We start from the raw sequence: 26,840 nt of genomic DNA, 5'->3' as shown, positions 1-26,840 counted from the left end.
CTTAAATAAGTCACTTAGGTTATATTATTCAACTTTTAGGTTTTTACCATCAAAACTTACAGTTTTAACTTCAGTTAATGCTTTACCGCCATCTGTTTCACCACCGATAAAGATAATTTTGTTATCATAAGGAATCGTCACACCTGCTGCGATATTGGTTGGATATTTACCGATAATTTTCCAAGTTCCTTTTTTCGCATCTAAAGTATACACTTCGTTATGATAAGTTTTTTTCAATCCACCAGTACGGTGTGCATCATTAATGCCTTTCGCATAGTTTGCACGAGCACCTGGGAAGTTTGCACCACCAGTGACAATGTAATAACCATTGGTATAACCACCCATTGCTGCTGCGATACCATCTTGTTCAGCATAACCAGCAGGTGCAGGTAATTTCCCTAATTGTTTCCATTTAACACCGTCTTTACCGATAGTTCCTAATTCCGTTGTAGGAGTACGTAAACCAGCTTTGATTTCGCCGTTAACAACTAATAGTTTATCTCCTTGAACTGCAACTGCCGCCCCAGCACGACCACCATATGGGAAGTAGCCTTCGTTACGCCATATGTTATTTGCTGGTTCATAACTTACAATTTCAGATGAGAAAAAGAAGTCTTGTGCACGTAAATTGAAATATGGGTCAAATACAGTTTTTTCTTTATCTTTATCGCCACCTGCTAATTTAACATCTTGGAATAAACCATTCCAAATTTCTTGGTTTACACCACCAACAAAGTAAACTTTACCATTTGCCACAGCACCTGAAGCACCTACTGCGGCACGAGGTGAACGAGTTTGGATTTTAGTCCATGAATTGTCCGCAGGATTATAAACGTGAACATCATTAATTAGTTGATTGGCTGCCACATCAGTATTTTGGAAACCACCGAATACATAAAGTTTACCATCAACACCTGCTGCAACGGGTTGGTTACGGGTACCACCAGGGAAAGCAGCGATTTCTTTCCATTGTGCATCTTTTTCTTTTAAGTTAAGTGAATAGAATTTATCACCACCAGAACCTAAGCCCACATAAACGGTATCACCAATTAATGCACCTGCACCACCTTTGATACCTACTGGTAAATCAGGGTATTGTGCAGCAAATGCTGAAGTTACTGTCATTGCTGCTATTGCTGTAAATAGAGCTGTTTTTGTGAATTTCATAATAATGACCTCTTTATTAGGTTTTAATCTTCTATTCATCAAACGACACTGAATAGTCTTTATTTTTTTAGTCAAACTAATTAGTTGACCATGTTATTTTCAATTATTCCTTATGCATTAGGGCATAATCAAATTAGGAATAAAGGTAATAATTTGTGGGAAGAGTGTAATTAACACTAGGGTAATAAAAATTGGTATTAAGAAAGGCAATACCCCTTTAGTAACTGTACTGACGCTCATATTCCCTACTCGAGCAACGACGAACAATGCCATTCCCATTGGTGGAGTTAAGATACCAATCATCATATTCAATAATGTCATTACCCCGAAGAAAATTAAGTCAATATCAAATTGTACGGCAATTGGAATTAACATAGGTAAAACTAAAAATTGAAGTGCTAATGCATCAATGAACATGCCTAGGAATAATAATAGCAAGTTGATCATCACAAGCACCATAAGTTGTGAATCTGCAATTGACATGAACATTTCTCCGATACGCATCGCAACCTGTTCACGAGCGATCATGTCACCGAAGAAAGTTACTGTCATTACCATTAATACTGTTACACCAGTAATTGCTAAGGCTTCAACACAACTTCTGAATAAACCTTTAAGATCTAATTCTTTATATACAAACATACCGATAATGGTTGAATATAATGCAGAAATAACAGCCGCTTCAGTTGGTGTAAATAAACCAGAGAAAATCCCACCGATAATTAAAATAGGAGTTAACACTGCCCAAATTGCTTTTTTAAAGGCTTGACAACGCTCTTCTAAAGTCGCCTTCGGTGTTCTTGCATAACCTCGGCGTTTAGATACATAGTAGTTCATTATCATTAAAGCAATAGTCACTAGGACTCCAGGAACAAAGCCTGCAACAAATAGTTTGGCGATCGATTGGTTAGAAATAACACCATAAATAATCATCGAAATGCTTGGTGGAACTAACGGACCAATGATACAAGAAGCTGCGGTAATCCCACCGCAAATATCATCATCATAACCATTATCTCTCATTGCTTTAATTTCTAATTGACCTAGACCACCCGCATCGGCTAATGCGGAGCCTGACATACCAGAGAAAATTAAACTTGCCCCAATATTTACGTGTCCCATTCCACCAGTGTAATGACCTAATAATGCTTTAGCAAAGTTAAAAATTCGTTCAGTAATTCCACCTGAATTCATTAGAATGCCGGTTAAAATAAAGAAAGGTACAGATAACAATGGGAAGCTATTTAAACTTTCGACTAGCTTAATAGAGGCTGAATTTGATACGTTCCAACGTGTCATAGCAAAATAAAGCAAAGTCGCAATAAGCAATGACCAGCCCACAGGTGTGCCAAGAAACATAATAACTAACCAAACCACTAACACGACATATACTGAGTCAGCACCTAATTTGACATAGTTAGTAATACGGAATATTTTATAAAAATCTGGGTTAATCAAATAAATAGCAATTAAAATAGCTGCCAACACAAGATAAAAGACAGGGCCTAAATATGTAAGATTTTCTCTTTTATTATCACTTTGTGCTTGAATAAAACGAATAAACATTAAGATACTTATAAAGGGTAATGAAGCGTATAACCACTTTTCAGAAATTCCTAAAGAAACGATTTCAAAACTATTCTCAACAAAATTTTTATAACCAAAATGTGCCAACATTAAGATCGAAATAAATATTAAAATTTGCACAAAACTATTTGTTACTTTTTTAAGTTTTGTTGGAAATAAGTTAGTAATAAAATCAATAAAAACATGTTGTTGAGAACGAATCGCCATACTAATTCCTAGCATACTGATGTAAACAAACAATAAACGTGCTAGTTCTTCTGACCAAGACAATGGTGCATCAAAAATTTGGCGAGCAGCGATTTGAGCAATTAATATTGCAAATATCACTAAAAAAATCACTCCACCAATCCATTCTTCTAATTTATTGAAAATCTTCATATAAAACCTCTCAAAAATAGAAATTAGGCCTATTAATTAAATCTATCTATTAATAGGCCAAGTACTATTTATTACTTAGATACTGCTTCAATTTGTTTTAATGCTTCTTCGCCTGTTGCACCATTTTTCTTCACAAATTCTTCATAATAAGGTTTCATTGCTTCTTTAAATGGAGTTAAATCTGGATGAGTTACTGTCACACCTTGTTTTTCAAAGAATGAAACTAAGGAAGCTTCTCCATCAACAAATAATTTAGTGTGATATTCAGCTGCTTTCATTGCTGCATCTTTCACAACTTTTTGTAAATCTTCTGGCAAATCAGCCATGGTTTCATTACTTACCAAATAAAGTTGGTCATTTAAAATATGATTTGTAATAGCTAAATATTTTTGCACTTCATAAAATTTTTGTGCCTCGACTGTTGGCAACGGATTTTCTTGAGCATCAACAGAATTTGTCTGTAATGCTAAGTAAACTTCAGAAAACGCCATAGGTGTTGGAGATGCACCTGTGTATTTAGCAAATGCCAAGTTAGTTGCTGCATTCGGCACACGAAGTTTTAACCCTTTCATATCTGCAATACTATTAATTGCTCGATTAGATGATGTTTGACGTGTACCGTTATAAGCTTGAGAAAGAATAGTAACACCTAATTCCTTATTAATTTTTTGCATTAAATCTTTACCAAATTGTGTATCATGCAATGCTTTTTGTGCTGAGGTAAAATCTTTAATAACATAAGGTAAGGCAAATACTTCTGCTTCTGGAAAATAAATTTGAAAACGAGCTGATTCACCAAAGGTAAAGTCTAATGCGCCGTCTTTTAATTGTTTCAACATTGCACGGTCATCACCTAATTGTGAACTTGGGTAAAGAGAAACTTCAATTTTACCTGCTGATTTTTCTTTTACTTCTTTAGCAAATAATTCAGCTGCTTTATATTCATTAGATGTTGTACCTGCATTCATACCAAATTTTAAATCATAATCTGCCGCAAATGCTGACATTGATACACTTAAAGAAATTGTCGCTGCAAGAATCGCTTTATTAAATTTCATAGAATTACTCCTGTGTAAATAAATTAATGTGTATACCCATAGCCGTATTATTATAATAATTGAAGTAAAACTTCATAACCGTGACAAACATCACATTTTGGTAAAATAATAGTATTTTTCTTAAAAAGAAAAATACTCAATAAATTCAACACATAAAAGATAAATCACCGAACCCCAAAATAGAAGTTTTTCTTCAAAAAATGATAAATATCACAATTTTTAATAAAAAATGTTGCCCTAAAATATTGAAAAGCGTATCTTAGACAATCAAGAAAAAACGCTTCTTTTTTGTCATAATAATGGAGTTTATATGTCAAAACTTACTCATCAAGCAATTTTATCGCAAATAAAAAATGGACTTATCGCATCTTGCCAGCCCGTTGATGATGGTCCAATGGATAACCCTAAAATCGTGGCAGCGATGGCACAAGCTTCAGTAATTGGTGGAGCATCAGGATTACGTATTGAAGGTATTGATAATTTAAAAGCAACTCGACCAAATGTTACAGTGCCTATTATTGGAATTGTAAAACGTGATTTACCTGACACTCCAGTTCGCATTACACCATTTTTAAAAGATATTGAAGAGCTTGCAGCCGCTGGCGCAGATATTATTGCAGTAGATGGTACTAATCGACCGCATCCAGTTGACTTGCAAACTGCGGTTAACAGAATTCACGAATTAGGTTGTTTAGCCATGGCTGACTGCTCTAACTTATCTGAAGGGCTACATTGTAAAGCATTAGGCTTTGATATTATTGGTAGCACAATGTCTGGTTATACATCTGGTCCAGTGCCTGTAGAACCAGATTATCAATTAGTTAAAGATTTCAAAGCTGCTGGTTGTTATGTGATGGCAGAAGGTCGATACAACACACCTGAATTAGCTAAAAAAGCAATCGAAATAGGTGCTGATTCAGTCACCGTAGGCTCAGCATTAACTCGATTAGAACATATTGTAAATTGGTTTGCGGATGCAGTGAAATCAGCAAGTAAATAAAGGGGATATTATGCGTTGTCTTTCAATTGATATTGGCGGTACAAAAATTGCAGCTGCAATTGTAGAAAATGGTCAAGTTTCTTCACGCATACAACTTGCCACACCCACTGAACATGTAGTAGATGCAATGCATGATACATTAGCTAATATAGTAAAACATTATCAAAATCAATTTGACTATATTGCTGTTGCTTCAACAGGAATTATTAATCAAGGGGTGCTAACTGCACTTAATCCTCGAAATTTAGGTGGTTTAGCTGAATTTCCTTTAAAAGCCAGTTTAGCAAAACATACTAATAAACCCATTGGTTTACTTAATGACGTTCAAGCAGCCGCCTATGCGGAATATCAAAAGGAAGATCAAAAGGAAATCAAAAACTTTACATTCATTACTGTCTCAACTGGAGTTGGAGGCGGCATCATCTTAAATAGCCAATTACTGACCGAACCTCATGGTATTGCGGGTCATATTGGCCATAGTTTAGCTGATCCTAATGGACCAATATGTGGCTGTGGACGTCAAGGATGTGTTGAAGCGGTCGCATCAGGTCGTGCTATTGAAGCAGTATCTAGCCAATGGGCAGATCCATGTCAACCCAAAGAAGTATTTGAACGTTTCAGAAATTTTGATGAAAAAGCTACCGCACTTGTTCATCGTTCTGCAAAAGCAATTGCAAATTTAGTTGCGGATTTAGTCATCAGCCTAGATATACAAAAAGTGGTTATCGGTGGAAGTGTGGGACTTGCAGAAGGCTATTTACCTTTAGTACAAACATATTTAAAACAAATGCCTCCTGTTTATCAATGTGAATTAACAAAAGCGCTTTATGGGCAAGATGCTGGATTAGTTGGAGCTGCTTACTGGGTTAATGATCAATTAAGGGGATAACTCAATGTCGGTAATAAATACAACATCCATTATGAATACAATTGATACCTTACATCATTGTATGACTAAAACAGAGAAAAAAATTGCAGAAGAATTAATGGCTTCGCCAAATGATTTTGGACACTACTCTCTTTCTCAATTATCAGAACAGCTTGGTGTTGGTGAAGCAACCTTTATTCGTTTTTGTCGAACCCTAGGTTTTAAAGGATTTAGTGATTTTAAACTTCAGTTATCCATTGAATTAGCGACAAAAGATGCAAAAGATAATACTGTTTTAGAGACAGATATTACTGCTAATGATGACTCATTAGATATTGCTAACAAATTACATGCAGTAATAAATACGGTGGTAAGTGAAACCATTAATTTATTAGATATGAATCAATTAGAAAAAGTCGTAAAAGCTATTTGCAAAAGCCATCGTCTATTTTTATTTGGTGTGGGTTCCTCTGGCGTGACTGCTGAAGATGCAAAAAATAAATTTATGCGTATTGGATTACAAGTAGATGCCACATCAAATAATCATTTTATGTATATGCAATCTTCATTAATGAAACCCAATGATGTGGTCATTGGTTTGAGCCATTCTGGTTACTCAAAAGAAATTGTTCAAGCCTTAAAAATTGCTAGAAAAAATGGAGCAACAACAGTAGCGATTACTCATAATTTACGTTCTCCATTAACCCAAGAGGCGGACTTTGTGTTGGTTAACGGCAATCGCCAAGGAAAATTACAAGGTGATTCTATTGGTACAAAAATAGCTCAATTATTTGTACTTGATCTTATTTATACATTAATTGTTCAAGCTGAAGTTGATAAAGCAATCAATAATAAGCAAAAAACAGTTGATGTCATTCTTAAACAACGAATTAAATAACCTAACTTTCAGGAGAAAATATGAAAAATTTAAAGGGTATTTTTAGTGCATTACTCGTTTCTTTCAATGAAGATGGCTCAATTAACGAACAAGGATTACGTGAAATTGTACGTTATAATATTGATAAAATGAAAGTTGACGGTCTTTATGTTGGTGGCTCCACAGGTGAAAACTTTATGCTCTCAACAGAAGAGAAAAAAGAAATCTTCCGCATTGCTAAAGAGGAAGCGAAAGATCAAATTGCCCTAATTGCGCAAGTGGGCAGTGTAAATTTGAAAGAAGCTGTAGAACTAGGTAAATATGCAACAAGTTTAGGTTATGACTGTTTATCTGCAGTAACTCCATTCTACTACAAATTTAGCTTTGCCGAGATTAAACATTACTATGATACCATCATCGCTGAAACTGGAAGTAATATGATTGTTTATTCAATTCCATTCTTAACTGGTGTCAATATTGGTGTTGAACAATTTGGTGAACTTTATAAAAATCCAAAAATCATTGGAGTTAAATTCACCGCAGGTGACTTTTATTTGTTAGAACGTGTTAAAAAAGCTTACCCAGATCACCTAATTTGGGCAGGTTTCGATGAAATGATGTTACCTGCAACCTCATTAGGCGTTGATGGCGCAATTGGTTCAACATTTAACGTAAACGGTATTCGTGCTCGTCAAATTTTTGAATTAACAAAAGCAGGTAAACTTGATGAAGCTCTTAAAATTCAACATGTTACAAATGATTTAATTGAAGGTATTTTATCTAATGGCTTATATCTAACAATTAAAGAATTATTAAAACTTGATGGTGTAGATGCTGGTTTCTGCCGTGAACCAATGACAACAGTGTTAACTGCTGAAAAAATTGCATTCGCAAAACAATTAAAACAGAAATATCTTTAATAATAAAAAACAGGTTTGTTCCTGCAATCTTGTTCAATTATAGGGGCAGACCATCGGTCTGCCTCATTAATTGAAAAACACTTATAAAGGAAATTCTATGCGTCTTATTCCATTAGCTACAGAAGCTCAAGCTAGTCAGTGGGTTGCTCATTATATTGCAAATAAAATTAATCAATTCCAACCAACTGCTACCCGCCCATTCGTGTTAGGGTTACCTACTGGTGGCACACCATTAAAAACCTATAAAAAATTAATAGAATTATATCAGGCAGGGCAAGTAAGTTTTAAACATGTTGTTACATTCAATATGGATGAATATGTTGGCTTGCCTAAAGAGCATCCTGAAAGTTATCATTCTTTTATGTTTAATAATTTCTTCAATCACATTGATATTCCTGTTGAAAATGTCAATATTCTTGATGGCAATACCGCAGATCACCAAGCAGAATGCCAACGATACGAAGATAAAATTCGTGCTTATGGTCAAATTAATTTATTCTTAGGAGGCGTAGGAATTGATGGTCACATTGCGTTTAATGAGCCAGCATCTTCCCTAAGCTCTCGCACTAGAATCAAAACATTAACTGAAGAAACTCGAATTGTGAACTCTCGTTTTTTTGATCATGATATGACACAAGTACCTAAATATGCTTTAACTATTGGCGTTGGAACATTATTAGATGCTGAAGAAATTATTATTCTTGCTACAGGCCATAATAAAGCCCTGGCAATTCAAGCTGGAGTTGAGGGTAGCGTTAATCATTTATGGACAATATCGGCATTGCAAATGCATCGACAAGCAATTATTGTATGTGATGAGCCTGCAACTCAAGAATTAAAAGTAAAAACAGTGAAATATTTCTCTGAATTAGAACGTGAAGCAATTCAAAGTATTAAATAGGACATCATTATGCAATATGCATTAACTAATAGTGTTATCTACACTAATGACTGTGTTTTATATGATCATGCTGTCATTGTTGAAAATGATTTAATCAAAGCTGTAGTTCGCCAAAATGAACTACCTACTAAAATAGAAAAAATTGATTTAAAAGGACATAACCTTACTGCTGGTTTTATCGATCTACAACTTAATGGTTGTGGTGGCGTAATGTTTAATGACCAAACTACAGTAGAAACGCTTGAGATCATGCAAAAAACTAACTTGAAATCAGGAACTACAAGTTATTTACCAACATTCATTACCTCATCTGATGAAAATATGAAATTGGCGATTAATATCATGCGTGAATATCTTGGTAAACATAAAAACCAGGCGCTAGGTTTACACTTAGAAGGTCCATATATTAGTGTAGAGAAAAAAGGGACTCACCAACCTCAGTATATTCGTGTCATTACTCCTGAAATGAAAGATTTTTTATGTAAAAATGCGGATGTTATCACTAAGCTTACATTAGCTCCTGAAAATCCAACTGCAGAATATATTCCTGAACTAGCTAAAGCTGGAATGATAATTTCTATTGGGCATTCTAATGCTACTTACGAGCAAGCTAAACAAGCTATTGAAAACGGTGCAAGTTTTGCGACTCATTTGCATAATGCAATGTCTCCTGTCAGTTCAGGTCGCAATATGGGGGTTGTTGGAGCCGTATTAGATTCTGATATTTATACTGGGATCATCGTTGATGGGCTTCACGTTGATTTTGGTAATGTCCGTATTGCTAAAGCAGCTAAAAATGACAAATTATGTATCGTCACCGATGCGATTGCGCCAGCAGGTTCTGACATTACAGAATTTACTTTTGTTGGTAAACCTATTTATGTCCGTGATGGTAAATGTGTAGATGAAAATGGCACATTAAGTGGTTCATCTATTACAATGATTGAATCTGTAAAAAATGCCGTCTCTGAAATTGGTATTCCATTAGATGAAGCATTAAGAATGTGTAATTTATATCCCGCACGAGCAATTAATGTAGCAGATAAATTAGGATCAATTGAAGCTAATAAGATAGCTAATTTAACTGTATTTACTAACCAATTTAAAGTGACTGATACATTTGTAAATGGAATCAGAACAAATTATTTATCATAATGTAATCAACCCTTTTTAAACTTAAATAGGTATGTTTTTCATTAATCATACCTATTTATTTATACTTTTCTAAAAAGCCTACTAAAACAAGATCAAGATCACACTCCAATGATAGTGCTAGCCCACTAATTTTATTTAGAAATTTTATTATTCCTCCAATAAACACATATTTTTTCAAAAATTTTTTTTCTAAATTAAAAACAATTCCTATTTAAATAGTGATTCAGCTCACATTTTGGAGAAATATTTCATTTTTTAAAAAATCATGCACAAATTAATTCAAAAATCAAAAAACCAAAAAAAACATATATTTTTCATAAAGATAAATATAGAAAACTCCAAAAAAACAGAATAATGAAGTGCCAACTTATAATACAGTCACATCTAAAATATATATCTTATTGATTTTATTATATTTTTTATATTATTTATTTTATTTTCGATAGTTTGACACCATTTTGGGATTTCATTAAATTTTATAACAAGGATGAGTTATCCCATTCCTTAACGCTTATATATATGAACTAATCATATGTAAATATTATCGAGTGATTAAAACTAAAAACTTAAGGTATCATTATGAAAAAGACTATCATCGCTCTAGCAATCGCAGCTTTAACAGCAACAGCAGCAAATGCAACTGTTGTCTATGGTGAGAAAGGTAAAGTAGGTACAGTAATTGATGTTAATGGTCGTATTACATTAGAACTTCAAAATACTAAAAATAACCGTACCGACTTACGTGACCCAAGTACTCGTCTTCGTGTTGATGCAATTCACCAATTTACTGAAAAATATGGTGTATTAGCAGCTTTAGAATTACGTTTCTCGAAAACAGATACATTAGATAGCCTTCATGTTAAACGTGCCTACGGTGGTATCTTCCATAAAGACATCGGTGAATTAACATTTGGTCGTCAATTAACTCATGGTGATAATTTAGACTATGCAAACTTTGACTACGAAGTAGGCACAATCATCAAAGTTCCAGATCAAATGACCAAAGGTATTAAATTCACATCTGCAACATTTAATGGATTCAAAATTGGTGCTGACTACTATTTCGGCAATAAATCAAAAACAGCAAGTTCAACTACTTTAACTTATCCAACTTGTACTGCTTTACCTTGTAACACAGCACCAATTGCAACTACCACTACAGGACAAGGCGCAAGCACTGGTACTGGCTTTGATATCGTAGGTTACTATGATCATAAATTTGGTGATGTATCAGTTGGTGTTCGCGGTGGTTTCGGTCAAACTAAAGCTTCAACAACCGTATTTGAAGCAGATCAATTTAATGTGAAATCACATGGTGCAGGTATATTATTAGGTTATGCTGATACAACATTTGGTTTTGACTATGCCCATGTTGAAACATCAAAACGTGGTTTAGCAGCAGCTAAAGCTGGTGGTTGGGGTAAATTCTATGCTACTAATGTTATTAATGATGATGTAACTCAATACCGTACAGCATTAAAATATAAACTAACTCCAGAAGATACTATCCAAGCGACTTACATTTGGGGTAATGGTAAAACTCAAGGAGATGCTGACAACGATAAATTCCGTGGTTGGGTATTAAGTGCGGGTCATGAATTCAATAAAAACTTCTTAGTCTACCTTGAAGGCGGTTCATTCAAAGTTAAAGAAGCAGGTCAAAAAATTGATGACGATAAGAAAATCGCTCTTGGTACTCGTATCTTCTTCTAAAAAGATAATTAATAAAAAACATCATAGCTAATGTCTTTTGCCCAATAGAAATATTGGGCTTTTTATTTTTATATTTATGTCAATATGATGATTGATTCACAAAAATAACTAAAAATTACTGTCTAAAATCTGATAAAATAAGCCAGCTCATAATGAAGAGGGAAAAACAATAGAAAATCTGCAACGAGGCTTTGTATTACATCGCAAACCCTATAGTGAAACGAGTTTATTAGTAGATCTGTTTACTGAACAAACAGGTCGTTTAACTGTGCTAGCAAAAGGTGCTAGAGCAAAACGTTCGTCTTTAAAATCAGTCTTACAGCCATTTACACCATTATTACTTCGTTGGTCTGGTAAAGGTAGCTTAAAAACATTAACAAAAGCGGAACCTGCAGCATTAGCATTACCATTACAACAAACAGCATTATTCAGTGGGTTTTATATCAATGAATTAATCTCAAGGGTGATTGAACATGAGACATCCTATCCTCAACTTTTTCAGGATTATTTGCATTGTTTAACCTCCCTTGCATTATCTCAAGATAATGTCGAGCCTGCTTTACGTGAATTTGAGTTTAAACTTTTACAGACTTTAGGATATGGAGTGGACTTTCTCCATTGTGCTGGTTCTGGTGAACCGGTAGATCCCAATATGACCTATCGTTATCGCGAAGAAAAAGGTTTCATTGCTTCACTTATTAAAGATAATCTCACTTTTTATGGTCGTGAATTACTGGCTTTTGAACAACAACAATTTAATGATACCGCTGTTTTACAAGCCGCTAAACGTTTTACACGTATAGTGCTAAAACCTTATTTAGGCAATAAGCCATTGAAAAGCAGAGAATTATTCACACAACATATTTTATATTTAAAATAATAACATTATGGTTTTACTTTATACTCCGAAAACACAACTGCAAACACCAACTCAATCAAAAATTGTGGATATATTAGATTTAGATTACCAAGGCTTAGGCGTAGCAAAAATACAAGGGAAAACCTGGTTTATAGAAAATGCGCTGCCAGGAGAAAAGGTTAAATTTAAAATCACTCAAGAAAAACGGCAATTTGGTTTAGGCATTACTCAACATATTCTAAAAGAAAGTTCAGACCGTCAAAAACCAACCTGTAGCTATTATCACATCTGTGGGGGCTGCCAAAGTCAGCATATTCCCATTGAACTACAACGCCAAAGTAAACAAGATGCTTTATTTAAACGTCTTAGCAAACTTCAATCAGAAAAAATTGAATTTCAACCTATGATAATAGGTAAATCAGAGGGTTATCGTCGTCGTGTACGATTAAGTATGTTATTCAATAGCAAATCAAAACAGATAGAAATTGGATTACGTCAAAAATCCTCAGATAAAATTGTCGCTATTCAGCAATGTGATGTGCTTGAACCTATACTCAATAATTTATTGCCAAAACTTACCGCACTTTTTTCACAATTCTCTCAGCCTCAACAATTAGGTCATATAGAATTAGTTGCTGCAGATAATGGTGTAGCAATGTTATTGCGTTATCGTGAAAATTTAAGAAAATCTGACCGCACTTTGTTGCTTAATTTTGCACATCAAGAAAATCTAATGTTATTCTTACAGGATGATAAATGCATTGAAAATATTTCGAATCAATTTCCCTATTATGAATTAGAAAATAATTTAAAATTACAATTTGATATTCGTGATTTTATTCAAGTAAATACCCTTTTAAATCAACAAATGATAAAAACAGCTGTTGATTGGTTAGACCTAAATCAACAAGATCATGTTTTAGATCTGTTTTGTGGCATGGGGAATTTTACACTGCCCATTAGCCAACGAGTGAATAACGTGGTTGGTATTGAAGGTGTCTCAGCTATGGTAGAGAAAGCAAAAGCAAATGCTGAACGAAATGATTGTAAAAATGTCAAATTTTATCGGGCGAATTTAGATCAATCATTTGCAGAACAAGCTTGGGCAAATGAGACTTTTAATAAAGTGTTATTAGATCCTCCTCGGAGTGGAGCAGCTTTTGCATTAACTGCATTATGTCAACTACAGGCAGATAAAATACTTTATGTTTCTTGCAATCCTGCCACCTTAGTACGAGATGCAGAAATACTTATTAAGTCTAACTATAAAATGAATAAAGTAGCAATGATTGATATGTTCCCTCATACAGGACATTTAGAAAGCATTACGCTTTTTGAAAAATAGCGAAGCAAGGAAGAACTATGGTTGCCGTACGAGTATCACATTTATTAAACCCGAAAGACTTTATTATTGAAGAATGGTGTGCAGGTCTAAAATTAACCACAGATGTAGAAAAAAAGATTGTTCAGGCCTGGTACTATACGCAAGAAAAAGCTCAACAACTCTTCCAAAATAGCCATTGGTATCTTCGTGATGGTGTGGAAATGGTAGAAATTCTGCATGGACTAAATATGGATGCAGATACGCTACTCGCTGCGATGTTATTCCCTATTGTTAATGCCAAAATCGTCACTCTTGAACAAATAAAAGAAGATTTTGGTAGCCAAATCTGGAAATTATTAAAAGGGGTGTTGGAAATGAACAACATCCGTCAGCTTAATACCAGTGACTCAAACTCTCAGGTCGATAATATTCGTCGAATGTTACTCGCTATGGTTGATGACTTCCGTTGTGTAATTATCAAATTAGCAGAACGAATTATTTATCTCCGGGACGAAGAAAAACGCTATCCTAGACAATATAAAATTGAAGCAGCTAAAGAGTGTTCTAATATCTATGCCCCCTTGGCAAACCGCCTAGGAATTGGACAACTTAAATGGGAACTGGAAGATTACTGTTTCCGAAATCTACAACCAGAAGAATATCGGATTATTGCGATTAAATTACATGAACGTAGATTAGACCGAGAACAATATATTGCCTCTTTTGTCGATACTATTTCTAACTATCTAAATGAAGCCATGACAGGCGCTGAAGTTTATGGTCGACCAAAACATATCTATAGTATTTGGCGGAAGATGCAAAAGAAACAATTGGACTTTAACGAACTCTATGATATTCGTGCAGTGCGTATCATCGTTCCTAAATTACAAGATTGTTATACAGCATTAGGTATTGTTCATACCCATTTTAAACACCTACCAGAACAATTTGATGATTATGTTGCTAATCCTAAACCTAATGGTTATCAATCTATTCATACCGTGGTACTTGGCGAAGGTGAAAAACCTATTGAAGTACAAATTCGTACTCAAAAAATGCATGACGATGCGGAATTAGGTGTTGCAGCGCACTGGAAATATAAAGAAGGGAATACAGGATCTCTTTCTTCCTATGAAGAAAAAATTATCTGGTTACGTAAACTTCTCGCTGTAGCCAGCCGCCAAAATTGAGAATAGCAACCGCTTAAAATGAGAATTTGAGTTTAGTGCATTATTATCATTTTAATCGGTTATATCCGATAAAATTTAGCTAATAGAAACGCCCCTTAAATCACATTTAAAGGGCGTTTTATTTTGCTTTAAAATTTAAACACCATATTATCCTCATACTTGCCACTATATGAGGTTGATGTTTTAACGGCTATGCGCTCGTAATTAGCGAAAGATTGCCAGTTGTCCCATTGGTCGGTGATCATTGCGTCAATAAAGCGGACGAACTCCGATTTGGTTGAGCTAAAAAACACAAAAGGTGGACGAGTTAGATGGATTAGGCGTAGAAAATCAATCAAATCAAAATAGCGTTGCTGACCGTAGCTCTCCTGATGTGTACACAAATAAGGTGGGTCTAACACAAATAAAGCCTTTGGATCATGTTGGTATTTAGGGAGTAACGTGTGGAAACTCTCGCTCACTACGGTTAAACCATCTAAATAGCCGTCCGCACTTGGATAGTCTGATTGCCGTAGGCAATGCCAAAAGTCTTGTGTAAATAGCTCATCTAAGGTTTTTACTTGTTGACCACTAAATAACAACCAAGAACAAAGCACATGCACATTAATATAACCATCAAATGCTTTGATAACATCAATTATCTGAGCTTTTAACTCTGGGCTTAGTCGTTTTTGTTTTGGTTGCTCGGCTAATAATGGTGCAATCTGGCGACGTAGGCGGTTGATGTCATCAATATGTTGCAAACGCTCAGCGTAGCCGTCGAAATCATTGTAAATCACCGTAGCTTTAGGCTTAAGCCGTTTTGCAACGTGGCTCAATAAACCTGAGCCGCCAAAAGCATCCAAAATCGTCCAACCGTCACCATCATTAGGGATGTTGTCATTTAATAATCTCTCAAAATGTTGTAAAAACATTCGTTTTTGACCGATAAAAGGGAGCGGAGCTTGTTTAAACATAGCACGCTCCTGTAAAATTATTTTGCTTGCTTGCTTGCTTGCTTGCTTGCTTGCTTGCTTATTATCAGTTTGTGCTTTTGCCGCAATGGCTGCAACTGCTGCGTTGATGAGTTTATCTGTCATGCTAGATCCCTTTAAAAATGACGGCTAATTGATTAGGACTAAACCGCCAACCGTCGGTCTTACCTGTGATTGCATTAAAACACCACTCCGAACAATAATACTTACTGCGTTTTTGTTTAATACCGAAAATGACGCCAAGAGCTCCCCAGTAGTCATAACGTGCACCTTTGGTTTGCGCATAATAGGTTAGGATTTGTTGTTCGAGGCTAGAATTTATCGGCAATAAATCCCAGTCCCCCGTCCTCAAATCAATCACCTTGCAACGCACACCACCATCTCGTGGCGATGATGTGTAGCAATGATATATTGTCTCATACTCATAATGAGTGCCTGTAATAAACTCCGTTTTGGCAATCACAAGCTCACAATGTGAGTATTTCCCGCGCGTGGTTTTGCGGATTATTAAGTCAATGAGTTTGTCCGATAAACTGCCACCAGAGCCTTTGTAAAATGCTAAAAATACTTGATTAGCCATTGGCTTGCTCCGCTAAATAATCCTCATAGGTTTTCGACCAGCCACCTGAATAATCATACTCAAGCGGATTGTCTGCCAATTCAATTGCCGCTTTATGCTGTTTTGCCACGGTGTGATTGTGATTTTCTGCTTGCAAAATGGCAGCAATCACGGCGGTTAAGTGAGGCTTGCCGAACTCCTCAAAGTCGGTATTATCTGCACACGTCCAACTCACAGTTATCTCGCCTACTAAATCCATTGTAGCTTTCAGCCCTAGGAGTTTTGCCTGAGCCTTGCTGTCGGAGTCAAACCACTTACCTAGTTGCTCCACATACACGCCACCTGCAGATTTGGCATCGCGCAAGGCGTTGATTTTATCTCGCAGTTGAGCTATATGTTGTGCTTTTAATGCAGTCTCTTTTGATTGGTCGATAACCCATTGCGAGCCATCCCATATGTGTAATGGTGATGGTGATTTACCAGAGCAGGTTAATTTACCATTATCATCTAACCATACATCTCCGCCGCCTGTGATTGAGGCGGATATGTTATCTATCATGTCATCATCAACAATGTACCATCCATCACTTAACTCTATCTCATCACTTGCATGGATATCATCAAAGATTTTTAAAGTTAAATTAAATTGTTTAATCATCATAAGCCTCCGATAATGATAATGTTTAGCCCAACTATAGCGTTTTGTGGTGCATAAATTTTAATCTTGTTTGTGCCGTCCATTTTACCGCCATAGCCAAAGCGAGCGGTGCCATTATCAATAGCACTGACTACAGCATCGGTTGTTGTCGCCTCAGGCAGATTCAAGGTAAGTACGCCGTCACCTGGTACAGTCATCTTATCTACTTGCATTTTAATGATTTTCCATCCTGTGTTAGTGTTGGTCTTAATTTTTAACACCTTGGCGCCATTATAATGGCTTGCATATACGGCCTCCGATGTGATATTAGGGATATCTGTCACTAATGCGTACTTGGTATCACCTTGATATAATATGTTACTGGTAACTAATTTGTTGCCGTCATAGCCTATATAGGCTAGTGGCTTACTTGCTGCTGTATTGTAACCAAAGCCGACATATCCTTTGTTGGTTTGTTGTTTACCGATAATGCCAATACCATTAGATAATTTTACATCAGCGATAGTCGCGTCATCGCCAATCTCGATGCCTTTACCAGTATTATTAGAGGTTACCTTTAGTGTCGGTAATGACACCTCGCCACTTAATAAGCCACCAGTAAGAGGTAGATAATTATCTGCTATCCAACCTTGATACGCGACAATTGATGTGCCTACTGATTGATTAAATGCGATGCGCGATCTTTCGGCACCAGTTTTATCCACAAACACGTAATTAAATCTTGCTGTATTTGTGGCAAGATCGCCAGTAGGATGTACCTCAAAGCGCCAGATACCTCCTTGTGTGGTATACTTAGTTTGTGCCCAATTATTAGTGTCAAATATTAATACATCAGTCATAGTGTCACCACTTTTACTGACTTTAGTATTGGCTAAATCATAAGCAGTTTTAACTGCAAGAGTCGTTGCTACTGTGTCAGCACTATTACTATCAACTGCATTGGATTTTTTACCGTTTGGGATGTAGTTAGCAAAACTACGAGTATTACTATCAATAAATCCTTTGAGCGTATTGATAGCCTTGGCTGATGCATATAACTTTTCATTGTTGCTGTCATATCCCGCATAAGGCGGATACTGCGTTACAATAATTTTTTGAATTGCTAACGCGAGTTGATTTAACTGAGATTTATCAGGGGTAATCCCACCTGCCTTTAAAATATTAAGCAACTCCGCCTGCACAACATTAAACCAATCTGCGCCTGGGTAACTTGGACTAACACCATTTCCGCCTTCGGTAAACCATTGTGGCGATCTGGCATCAAATACTTGTTTTTGGATCTTTGGCATCACGGCAACGCCAGATTTATTATCTAATGCGTACATTATTGTCCCTCTTCGTAAACAAAAATAATCTCAAGATGCGAATAGCAAAAACGCTTTAAAAAGCATTCGATTTTGCTTCGCTCTATCATCACTAATTCGTTGGTCACATCATCTAAGCACGTCATATTGCGAATGGATTTTGATGTAGTGTAAATAAACACGCGCCACGCATTCTCTTGCGGATAAAGTGGATAGGTGCAATCACGCAAGCAGTGGTGCGGATAATGCGCAATTACCTTGATTTCATAGCCATTTTGGCGGGCTAGCTCCTCAAGGTAATATTTGTTAAAAGAGCCGACTTCGTTGTCTTTTGCCACTAATGCGGCGCGGCGTGCATCAATCGTGTTAATTTCGGTGCATTCTGGTAAGCCGAAAAAGGCTTCCCAGTCGTCTAGCAAGACAAAGGCGTTGCTTAAAATCCGCTCTTTAACCAGTTGATGTGCGTCTGCGTTGACATTGGCTAATTGCGTGGCGCGCGGCGCGAAAAGTTTGGCAAAATTGCCGTCTAACGCGCGATGCCACGCTAATCCAATAGGGAGTAACTGCAACGCACAATCAAGATAATCTGATTTTTTTAGGCTTGCCATGTGATCTCACCTAATACCAAAATCTCATCAGATGCCAGCTGAATATCTGAGTTAAGCGATATCACCGCGTTATCCGTTTCACCTACCACATTAGAGATGGTAGCGCGCAAATGGGATAGATAAAGCAACGTACCAGGATCTAAACTTTGGCAAAGCGAAACAAGCGCATTTTTGACCGCACTTTTTAAAGCTGTGGTAGCTGGCACAAGGCGAATAGTTAAATCCAGTTTGCGTACTTTAGGTGCAAACACATAGATTTCCGCTTCTGCGGGCGCGCCTTCCCACAATCCAGTGACGCTATTTTTATGCCCGAGCAGATAATTTTTGACCGTGTCGCAGTCTTGTTGGCTAGGTAAAATATTGCTTTGATTATCTAAAACCACCGCTACGCCAACTGTGCCACCGCCCATATAACGCGGATAGCACCACGCTCTCGTAATGCCATCGCACTCCAATGCCCAGCGCACATAATCGTGGTCAGCCCCACCTGCTGGTGGGTATTGCACACGATAAATCAAGCGCGCGAGTAAACTGGATAGGCTCTCTAAATCCGCGCCACCACTTAAGGTTTTGACGGTAGCGTCTGATTGCACGCCCAACACGGCATTGGTAAGACTTAATGTGGTGCCAGCACTTAAATTGCCAACCGTGCCACTGGTGTCGCACTCAATCTCAATCTCCGCCTTGCCAGCCGCAACTTGCGTGGTAGCAACCGCGAAAAATTGCAATCCCGTGGTGCTATCCTCCCAGCTCGTCCCGCTCTCAATCTCAGTGTCAAATGCCACATCCAACACAATCATGCCGCGCGCCACGCTGGCAGGCTTGCGAAATATGCCTTTATAAGCACAATACTCAAGCAAATAATCTTCGTCGGCGGTAGTGGGGATAATTTGTTTCGCCAGCCAATCCACGTGCTTATGCTCGCCTGCGCTCAATGCCGCATTGACGCGATTGACTACAGACAACACCGAGTGTCGTTTAGATTGGGGGAATTGGTGTAAATAGAGTCTTTCACCTTGAGCAATCAGTTCAGATAGCGTCGGGGTTTGATAAGACATTAAAGGCTCCAAGTTGCTGTAAACATACGTTGCTCAACGCGCCCATTAAGGAGCGTCACATCAATAGTTAACAACAGCTTGGCGTTGGTTGGATTAGTGGCGGTCGCTGCAATGGCTTGCACGAGTTTATCGCGCACCATCCACTGTAACGCCGTATTCGCATAATGCTCCGCATCGGCTAACACATCATCAAGTTGCTTAGCGCGGGTGAGCGTCCATAATTTTGAGCCCATCTCAAGCTCGGCAAAGGAGTTGCCCCACCAACCGCGCGCGCCATCAACACGCGCATCGGTAAAGAGACTAATCACAATGGCATTGGTTAAGGTGTCATCTAACAATAATGAGCCGCCGACATCGACGAGATCGCCTTGTCCGTTGGTCCATGCAATGGCTAAATCTGACATCTTAAATCCTATGTAGGTTTGCCCACCTTTTGCTCATGGTCGTGGTCTTTGCCACTCACACCACTAGATTGATGGTCTTTTGCTGTTGATACGCCCATAATATCAACATCGCCAGTAAATTGAGTTTGCGGAGCGTCAAAGAGTATTGTGTCTGCGTCAACGGTAAATTTTTTACAGGTGAGAATGGCTTCGCCATTTTGCGTGAGAAGGAGTTGGTGTCCCTCAAAATGATACAACACACTATCGCCTGCAATCAAGTCTGTTGGGCGAGCTCCCTTATCATCGACAACCACTGCCACCAAATGCGAGCGTTTACCGCCCACCGAAACCACAATGGCTTCGCCCGCCACGGGAAAGGATGAATGCCCATAATTTTGGAAACGCTCCACATCATCTGCCACCTCGTCAGCTTGTAACCGCACTTGCAAATTTTGGCGTGCCAAACTGTCGTTGACGACCGCAATCACAGCGCGCGAAACAAGACCTTGTAACCCCCTTTTAATTGGGGCTAAAACCTTATTTAAACCTTGCATAATCAACTAACCTTTATTCAAAATCGGTAAATTCTTTTACGTTGTCTTTTTTCGATTTTTTCGCTTTTTTGGATTTTTTCGATTTTTTCTTGCCATTGTCATCCAACGGCTCTGGTGGCTCATCAAAGGCGTCACGGTGCATTAGTGTGAGATTAGTTATTGTGCCGCCTTGGTCGTCTAGCGCAAATTCCACATCCACAATCAAGCGTTCTTCGCCCTGGATACCAAATTCTGCGGCAGTTAATAACACCAACTCATTCGGCAACCACAATGAGCCATCTGCGCGCGTCCAACCTTGCACAGTGGCGGTGGATTTTTTGGCTTCGGCGTTGTTACGTTTCTTCTCCCATTGGGCGCGTTGGTAGCCCGTGGAGCCTGTCATATTATCATCGGCAATGATCACTAACGGGCGATAGCGAGAGACGCCTTCGTCATTGACTTCGATTTTTAATCCACTTGCACTCATTATTTAGCCCCCTGTAAATAACCCCGAGTCATCAGGGATAGCTGATTTATCTTTTTTACTTTTGCGTTTTTTAGCATTTTTAACAGTATCGCCTTTTTCGCCGCCTTGCTCCGCATCACCAATCACGCGATACATGGAGTAGCGATTTGTCCAACAATCCATCACATCAAGGCTTAACAAGTTTTCGCCCAACACCAAGTGCCCGTTTTGTTGTGTCGACGGCTCGGTAAAAACTAAATTGCCGTCCACATCCGATGTCACTAAAATCCCTTTATGTCTTGCCAGCTTTTGCAGGGTATCAAAAACAGTTTCCCCTGGCTCCACTTGCCAAACGGGCAACGTCTCATTGGCTTCGGCGGTATCCACCGCCCACACCACAGCAATGCCAAACGGCTTACATAGGCTTTCGGCGATTTGTTTAACGGTTTGCTTTTTAAAATGATAACTATCGTGGATCACCGAGCAATCGACTAAATCGCAAGTTTTATCGCGCCCCGAAATATCAATGGTCTTGTCATTGCCTGAGATACTTTGCTTAAGCTCATCCAGATAACCCGTGATGACATTATGCCCATTGATTTTAAGTTGGAGCGATGCGCCCACTTTGAGCACCGTGGCATCATCTTCGGGGCGCACCGCAATGCCTAACTCAAATTGACCGCTCATGCTCTCAAGGGAGCGGCGCACCGAAATACGTTTCCAGCCCGTAAAAATCAAGCCATTTAAATAGAGTTTAATATCAGATTGTTTTAATGCGTTCGTCATTGCAATACCTCAACGGTTTGATTGCCAGTACAAAAGAGTGGATGAGCCAAATTATTACGCACGGCAAATCGCTCCCACGTTTTGGCGTTGCCTGTTTGCTCAAACTCCACTACAAGCGCGGGTTGCGTCATGCATAAGGTCACGGATTTACTGTTTGCCAGTTGCTCGCCACGCGTGCGCAAATCATTAAGCACGGTCAAACGATAAGTCTCAAGGCTCTCATAACTTTGCCAGTAGCCAAGGTCGGCATAGGTGAGCGCAAGGTTATCAAGTTGTGCATCAATCGTCTCACTGTATCGACGGACATCTTGTTGGCTCTCAATCAACATTGCGCTAATGCCTTCGGCGTTGCGCTCTGTCACGGCTTGCGCAGCCGAGACAGTCACCGCATTGACGACAACATTGCTATACTCAAGCGCAATGGTGGTCAACACCAATCGCATCACAAGGTACTGCGTTTTTGCCACAAACAAATCGCTAATGGTTTGCTTGTTGTTAGTCTCTGCCATTTGCGCGGCAAATAAACGGTTAAGTATCACCGTGGTGGCTTGTTTGTTTTGTTGTGCCGCGCTAACCTCCGCCAAGGTGTCGTTACTGATTTCGGCGCTTTGCTGATTGAGTTTGGCGAGTTGATTATTGACGCTCGTTTTCATAGTTTCCGCCTGCGAAAAAACGCGCTGAAAATCCACCGCACTTTGGCTGGTTGTGGTACTGTTTGTGTTATCGCTAATCGTCAAACCACCATAATTTTTAGTGGTTGACCGCCCGCCAGCCGCCACCGCTGCCACATCAAAAGAGCCAAGCACGGTGAGTTTGGTTAAGGATTGCAACTCTGCCGCTAAGGTTTTCGGCATGTGCAATAAGCTCTCTAAACGAGATTTAAACTGGGTTAATCGATTTTTTAAATCCGTCCCCGCATTAAGCACTGATCCAATCCCATCAAAGACGCTATCGACAAAATCCAAGGTTTGGTCTAGCACGGCCAAATAAGGCGAGTCCATAATCTCATCCATAAATGCCATCGCTTGCTCAAAGGCACTGGCAAACTCATCGCTTAATGCGTTGAGTGCATTGCTATATTGCGACAACGCCGAAAGGCGCGTGTCTTGACTTGCCAATGGCGCAATTTGCCCCACTGCTGGCACAAAGGTGATCTCAAAACGCACCACACGCAAATGCGATGTGGAGTAGTTGGCTTTATACTCGCTGACACGCACCTCTTTGTTACCAAAAAAAGGATGTTTTAACGTGCCTTCGCCTTTTGCCTCCAATGCGTCAATCAATTTCTCGGCTTGGCTGAGATAGTCATCACCAATCACAAGACAGCTTACGTGATAATTGCGTAAGCGCGCGCCCAAGTCTTCGGTGAGACCGTCATCACGTAAGGGATACTCGTGTGTCACAATGCGACGACCGCCGTCTTGCCCTTGTTGCTCCTCGATTAAAAATGGCACACCGCGAAACGATCCTTTGCCTGTTTTAATACTGCTCATTATGCCGCTCCATATAACATTTGGCTGGTGCTGCCTGTCTCAACCATCATTTGCAACTGTCCTTTTTGATTGCTGGTGATCTCTTGGCATTTAACTTTGGCGACCAAGTCATCGGACAAACTCAACGCCACCTTGACCGCGCCGTCCAGTTTGGTCTCAACAGGGTTAATCCCCGAGAGTTTTTGCCCCACTTCGGAGCCAATAAAACTGCCCATTGCCGAGCCGACTTGCTGTGCCGCTTGGTCTGGATTGATTTTGGCGGATTCTTCTTGTTTCTCGCCAAACCAGTCGCCCAACCAGCCCCCGAGTTTTTCGCCGATAAATCCGCCCACCGCCGCGCCCAAAACAGGCACGGGGATTGCCATTTGTCCGATAATCGCGCCCGCGGTTGCACCTGCCACTGATCCAATACCTTCGGATTTTTCGCGAAATGACGCGTCTTCATCCATAATCACTGATGCCGTTTGCGCGGCAGCCAAGCCGACATTGAGCATTGGCACGGCACGTCCAAGGGTTTTGCCCACGGCTTGGGTAGCGGTTTTGGCGACATTTGTCGTGGTTTTGACCGCACTTGCCGCACTGGATTTAAGGCTTGTCGCCGCTTGTTTGACCGCATTTGCTGTGTTTTGCGCGGCAACAGGCGTAACGGCTGGCAACCCAGCGGCTGCCGCAGTGCTTGCCGATTTAGTTACATTTGCCGCCACGGTGGCAGGGACGGCAGTTTTTAAGTGGGTATCTACCAGCGTTGGCGATGACTTATGCGCCAATGCTGCGCGCTGTGTCCGTTGTTTTTGTTGGGTGGTTTGTGATTTTTTGCTTAATGCACGACGACCTTTTTTGCCTTTTGAACGTCCCACTCCGCCAAACCCCACATCAGGCATATTGACCACATATACCGACTGCACGCCAGCGGCGCTGTTGGCTAAGCCCCCTGCAATATTGCTCACTGCTTCCAGCGCGCCACCTTTGCCGCCGCGTCCGACGAGTTTTTTGCCTACTCCATAAACGTTTTTACCAAAATTATAGGTTCCCTTACCAATGCCGTACGCGCCACTGCCTACCGACCAGCTCACGCGCGCAATTTTATTGGCGGCGTAAAGTGCAGCGACAAATTTAGCAATATTGCCGTAACCGCCCGCATGTTCAGATACCCACGCCATTGCCGAGCCGATACTCTCTAAAATCGGCTTAACGTCATTGGCGGTCTCTTTTAAATCGTGTAAGGCGGTAATCAATGTCTCACTAACGACCTTGGCAAATTCGTCCAGCGTGCCGTCGTCCATTTTTTGTCCGAGCCAATCGACCAATCCGCCCAGCTCTTTTTTAAGCTCATCAAAGGCACCATGCTCCATAAAACGCGCCTGCATCGCCACCCAAGTGTCGTCAAGGTTAGAGACCAAACCATCCCAGGTTTTCATTTGTTGTTTGGCGGCGCCTTGAGCGTCTTTGCCCATACCACGCAATAAGGCATTAATTGCCGCGCGCCCGAGCTTGCCATCTTGGAGCATTTTTTGCATTTGGTCGGCGGTATATTTACCCCCTGTCTCCTTGGCTAAAATCTCAAACACTTTGACATTACGCTCAAGCAACGGGTTAATCTCCTCCATGGAGAGCTTGCCTTTGATAAAGCCTTTTGAGATTGCGGAGATATAGCCATTTAAGTTTTGCGTATCGCCACCGATTTTGGCGTTATAGTCCACAAGAGCTTGCAAAGAGCCGTTCATCGGGTCAATACCCGCGGTCTCTAATTGCATCATGGCTTGTTGCACGTCGCCAAATGCCATTGGCGTATCTTTGGCAAAGTCTTTTAACCATTTGGACGCTTCTTTGCCGCGTTTGCCAAAAATCTGATTCATTCGGATGTCCGCCATCTCAAAATCCGCGGCGGTGCGGATTAAGGATTTACCGACGGTCATCAAGCCTGCGGTCACACCTACCCCAACCACAGGCAAAGCAATATTGCCCATGCCATTGATTTTGCTGGACAGTCCGCCAAGGGTAGAGCCTATGCTGCGTAACTCATTTGTGGTTGATTTTAAGCGACTGGAGAGCTTATTTAGTGCGCTTGTGGATTTGTTGGAGAATTGGGTGACATCACGCCCAAAGCGTTGTGATTGTTGGCTGACATCGCCAGCCAAATTGATATAAAAAGTAGTGGAGTTTGACATGCGTTACCTCTTAATCAGGCGATTGGATATAGCTGGCGTATCGAGGCAAACTTAAAATCTCTTGAGAGAGCAGCCACGATGGGCTGCTTTGATAATGTTTTGCGAGCAACAAGCAAGCCTTCTCAAGCGTTCTCACTTGTTGCTTCCACGCGCCCCCGTTGGTCTAACACCTTTGATGCTTTGGCTTGCTCTTGTGTGGAGAGCATCACATTAATGAGATTTAAGTCATCAGGGTGTAACTTACCTAACATTTTGATCGAAAGTGGGCCTGGGATCTTACCGATACATTTAATTTGACGACGAAGTAGCTCATAGTTAAATAACACTTGGCTGGTCACCAACGCAGGATTGCCGTCTTTATCAAACACCAATCGCTCTGCGGCGACTTCCGCGTCGATTAAGTCTTGCGTAGATAACTCGCGCGTCTCCACGCTAATTTGGGCATCATCCTCAAGCATAATGCCGTGTTTTAAGCTAAATTCCATACGTGCTCCTAAATACGTTTGCACTCAACGGCAGCAAATTTAAGTTTAACTTTGCCGTCTGCACTTAAGGTTGTGCTATCCGTTACCCAAGCGTCAGGGAGTAAGTAGGTTTGCCCGATATCGGTCTCAAACTCAACTGTTACACCCACTAAATCTTTTAACACCGCTGCGTCTGTTTCCGAGCAGTTAAATACGGTAGTCTCAACTGTGGCTTCGGTTGGTTTCTCGGAGTAACCATACACGCGCGAGCCTTTCACGGTTTCGCGCTCCATACCGCCTAATGTTAATGTACCGTCATTGTCGGTGGGATATTCCGCCCCGTTAATGCGGATATAGGCTTTGCCTTGATATTGTTGTGGCATGATTGT

At 39.6% G+C, this 26,840-nt stretch carries 26 protein-coding genes and 1 pseudogene; 10 read left to right on the top strand and 17 right to left on the bottom strand.

Annotation, left to right across the window (positions count from 1 at the left end; all coding sequences use genetic code 11):
* Positions 1-24: 24 nt before the first annotated feature.
* From BN1226_RS02355 to BN1226_RS02345, 3 genes are all read right to left on the bottom strand, one after another.
* Positions 25-1,167, bottom strand: coding sequence for an N-acetylneuraminate epimerase (locus tag BN1226_RS02355; RefSeq protein WP_044469819.1), 1,143 nt, complete (start codon positions 1,165-1,167; stop codon positions 25-27).
* Between the two features lie 117 nt (positions 1,168-1,284).
* On the bottom strand, positions 1,285-3,132 hold the full coding sequence (locus BN1226_RS02350) for a TRAP transporter large permease subunit (protein WP_044469818.1): 1,848 nt from the start codon (positions 3,130-3,132) through the stop codon (positions 1,285-1,287).
* Between the two features lie 71 nt (positions 3,133-3,203).
* Positions 3,204-4,190: a sialic acid TRAP transporter substrate-binding protein SiaP gene (locus BN1226_RS02345; RefSeq protein ID WP_044469817.1), complete on the bottom strand. Its 987-nt coding sequence runs from the start codon at positions 4,188-4,190 to the stop codon at positions 3,204-3,206.
* Between the two features lie 310 nt (positions 4,191-4,500).
* On the opposite strand from BN1226_RS02345, the gene BN1226_RS02340 reads away from it, so the two are divergent.
* The 10 genes and pseudogenes from BN1226_RS02340 to BN1226_RS02295 all read left to right on the top strand — a co-directional run.
* Positions 4,501-5,190, top strand: coding sequence for an N-acetylmannosamine-6-phosphate 2-epimerase (locus tag BN1226_RS02340; RefSeq protein ID WP_044469816.1), 690 nt, complete (start codon positions 4,501-4,503; stop codon positions 5,188-5,190).
* A gap of 10 nt (positions 5,191-5,200) precedes the next feature.
* Positions 5,201-6,079 (top strand): N-acetylmannosamine kinase, encoded by an 879-nt coding sequence (locus tag BN1226_RS02335; RefSeq protein ID WP_044469815.1) that lies wholly within the window; start codon positions 5,201-5,203, stop codon positions 6,077-6,079.
* A gap of 4 nt (positions 6,080-6,083) precedes the next feature.
* Complete coding sequence (locus BN1226_RS02330; protein WP_044469814.1) at positions 6,084-6,956, top strand: MurR/RpiR family transcriptional regulator; 873 nt, start codon at positions 6,084-6,086, stop codon at positions 6,954-6,956.
* 20 nt (positions 6,957-6,976) lie between these two features.
* Positions 6,977-7,855 carry an N-acetylneuraminate lyase gene (gene nanA / locus BN1226_RS02325; RefSeq protein WP_005758405.1) on the top strand — a complete coding sequence of 293 codons (879 nt, stop codon included), beginning with the start codon at positions 6,977-6,979 and terminating at the stop codon, positions 7,853-7,855.
* A gap of 97 nt (positions 7,856-7,952) precedes the next feature.
* Positions 7,953-8,756, top strand: coding sequence for a glucosamine-6-phosphate deaminase (gene nagB, locus BN1226_RS02320; RefSeq protein ID WP_044469813.1), 804 nt, complete (start codon positions 7,953-7,955; stop codon positions 8,754-8,756).
* 9 nt (positions 8,757-8,765) lie between these two features.
* On the top strand, positions 8,766-9,911 hold the full coding sequence (gene nagA / locus BN1226_RS02315; protein WP_044469812.1) for an N-acetylglucosamine-6-phosphate deacetylase: 1,146 nt from the start codon (positions 8,766-8,768) through the stop codon (positions 9,909-9,911).
* 579 nt (positions 9,912-10,490) lie between these two features.
* The gene (locus BN1226_RS10445; RefSeq protein ID WP_052506675.1) at positions 10,491-11,624 is read left to right on the top strand and encodes a porin; all 1,134 of its coding nucleotides are present in this window, start codon (positions 10,491-10,493) and stop codon (positions 11,622-11,624) included.
* A gap of 169 nt (positions 11,625-11,793) precedes the next feature.
* Entirely contained in the window at positions 11,794-12,504 is a 711-nt protein-coding gene (recO, locus tag BN1226_RS02305) for a DNA repair protein RecO (protein WP_044469811.1), read from the top strand.
* 7 nt (positions 12,505-12,511) lie between these two features.
* Positions 12,512-13,828, top strand: coding sequence for a 23S rRNA (uracil(1939)-C(5))-methyltransferase RlmD (rlmD, locus tag BN1226_RS02300; protein WP_044469810.1), 1,317 nt, complete (start codon positions 12,512-12,514; stop codon positions 13,826-13,828).
* 17 nt (positions 13,829-13,845) lie between these two features.
* Positions 13,846-14,976, top strand: a pseudogene (locus BN1226_RS02295) (HD domain-containing protein); the annotation flags it as partial.
* A 149-nt stretch (positions 14,977-15,125) separates the two neighbouring features.
* Here BN1226_RS02295 and BN1226_RS02290 read toward each other — a convergent pair.
* From BN1226_RS02290 to BN1226_RS02225, 14 genes are all read right to left on the bottom strand, one after another.
* Positions 15,126-15,953: a hypothetical protein gene (locus BN1226_RS02290; RefSeq protein WP_082041899.1), complete on the bottom strand. Its 828-nt coding sequence runs from the start codon at positions 15,951-15,953 to the stop codon at positions 15,126-15,128.
* A gap of 124 nt (positions 15,954-16,077) precedes the next feature.
* Positions 16,078-16,551, bottom strand: a complete 474-nt coding sequence (locus BN1226_RS02285) for a hypothetical protein (protein WP_044469809.1) — start codon at positions 16,549-16,551, stop codon at positions 16,078-16,080.
* A complete protein-coding gene (locus BN1226_RS02280; protein ID WP_239384648.1) occupies positions 16,544-17,191 on the bottom strand; it encodes a DUF4376 domain-containing protein in 648 nt (215 codons plus the stop codon). Before BN1226_RS02280 ends, BN1226_RS02285 begins: the two co-directional genes overlap by 8 nt.
* Positions 17,188-18,513, bottom strand: coding sequence for a phage tail protein (locus BN1226_RS10440; protein ID WP_052506674.1), 1,326 nt, complete (start codon positions 18,511-18,513; stop codon positions 17,188-17,190). The genes BN1226_RS02280 and BN1226_RS10440 overlap by 4 nt, the downstream gene beginning before the upstream one ends.
* Complete coding sequence (locus tag BN1226_RS02270; protein ID WP_044469808.1) at positions 18,513-19,100, bottom strand: putative phage tail protein; 588 nt, start codon at positions 19,098-19,100, stop codon at positions 18,513-18,515. The genes BN1226_RS10440 and BN1226_RS02270 overlap by 1 nt, the downstream gene beginning before the upstream one ends.
* Positions 19,088-20,158, bottom strand: coding sequence for a baseplate J/gp47 family protein (locus BN1226_RS02265; RefSeq protein WP_044469807.1), 1,071 nt, complete (start codon positions 20,156-20,158; stop codon positions 19,088-19,090). Before BN1226_RS02265 ends, BN1226_RS02270 begins: the two co-directional genes overlap by 13 nt.
* Entirely contained in the window at positions 20,158-20,562 is a 405-nt protein-coding gene (locus BN1226_RS02260) for a phage GP46 family protein (protein WP_044469806.1), read from the bottom strand. Before BN1226_RS02260 ends, BN1226_RS02265 begins: the two co-directional genes overlap by 1 nt.
* A gap of 8 nt (positions 20,563-20,570) precedes the next feature.
* A complete protein-coding gene (locus tag BN1226_RS02255; RefSeq protein ID WP_044469805.1) occupies positions 20,571-21,095 on the bottom strand; it encodes a phage baseplate assembly protein V in 525 nt (174 codons plus the stop codon).
* Between the two features lie 13 nt (positions 21,096-21,108).
* Positions 21,109-21,561: a phage baseplate assembly protein gene (locus tag BN1226_RS02250; protein ID WP_044469804.1), complete on the bottom strand. Its 453-nt coding sequence runs from the start codon at positions 21,559-21,561 to the stop codon at positions 21,109-21,111.
* Positions 21,562-21,564: 3 nt separating this feature from the next.
* Complete coding sequence (locus BN1226_RS02245) at positions 21,565-22,326, bottom strand: phage baseplate assembly protein (RefSeq protein WP_044469803.1); 762 nt, start codon at positions 22,324-22,326, stop codon at positions 21,565-21,567.
* Entirely contained in the window at positions 22,323-23,819 is a 1,497-nt protein-coding gene (locus tag BN1226_RS02240; RefSeq protein WP_044469802.1) for a DNA circularization protein, read from the bottom strand. Before BN1226_RS02240 ends, BN1226_RS02245 begins: the two co-directional genes overlap by 4 nt.
* A complete protein-coding gene (locus tag BN1226_RS02235; protein ID WP_044469801.1) occupies positions 23,819-25,987 on the bottom strand; it encodes a tape measure protein in 2,169 nt (722 codons plus the stop codon). Before BN1226_RS02235 ends, BN1226_RS02240 begins: the two co-directional genes overlap by 1 nt.
* Positions 25,988-26,109: 122 nt before the next feature.
* Positions 26,110-26,496 (bottom strand): phage tail assembly protein, encoded by a 387-nt coding sequence (locus BN1226_RS02230; RefSeq protein ID WP_239384646.1) that lies wholly within the window; start codon positions 26,494-26,496, stop codon positions 26,110-26,112.
* Entirely contained in the window at positions 26,481-26,834 is a 354-nt protein-coding gene (locus tag BN1226_RS02225; RefSeq protein WP_044469799.1) for a phage tail tube protein, read from the bottom strand. Before BN1226_RS02225 ends, BN1226_RS02230 begins: the two co-directional genes overlap by 16 nt.
* Positions 26,835-26,840: the final 6 nt, after the last annotated feature.

Origin of the sequence: Mannheimia massilioguelmaensis, assembly GCF_000940515.1 — a bacterium.
In the GTDB taxonomy this organism is placed as follows: domain Bacteria; phylum Pseudomonadota; class Gammaproteobacteria; order Enterobacterales; family Pasteurellaceae; genus Basfia; species Basfia bettyae.
This window is presented reverse-complemented; position numbering and strand designations above follow the sequence as displayed.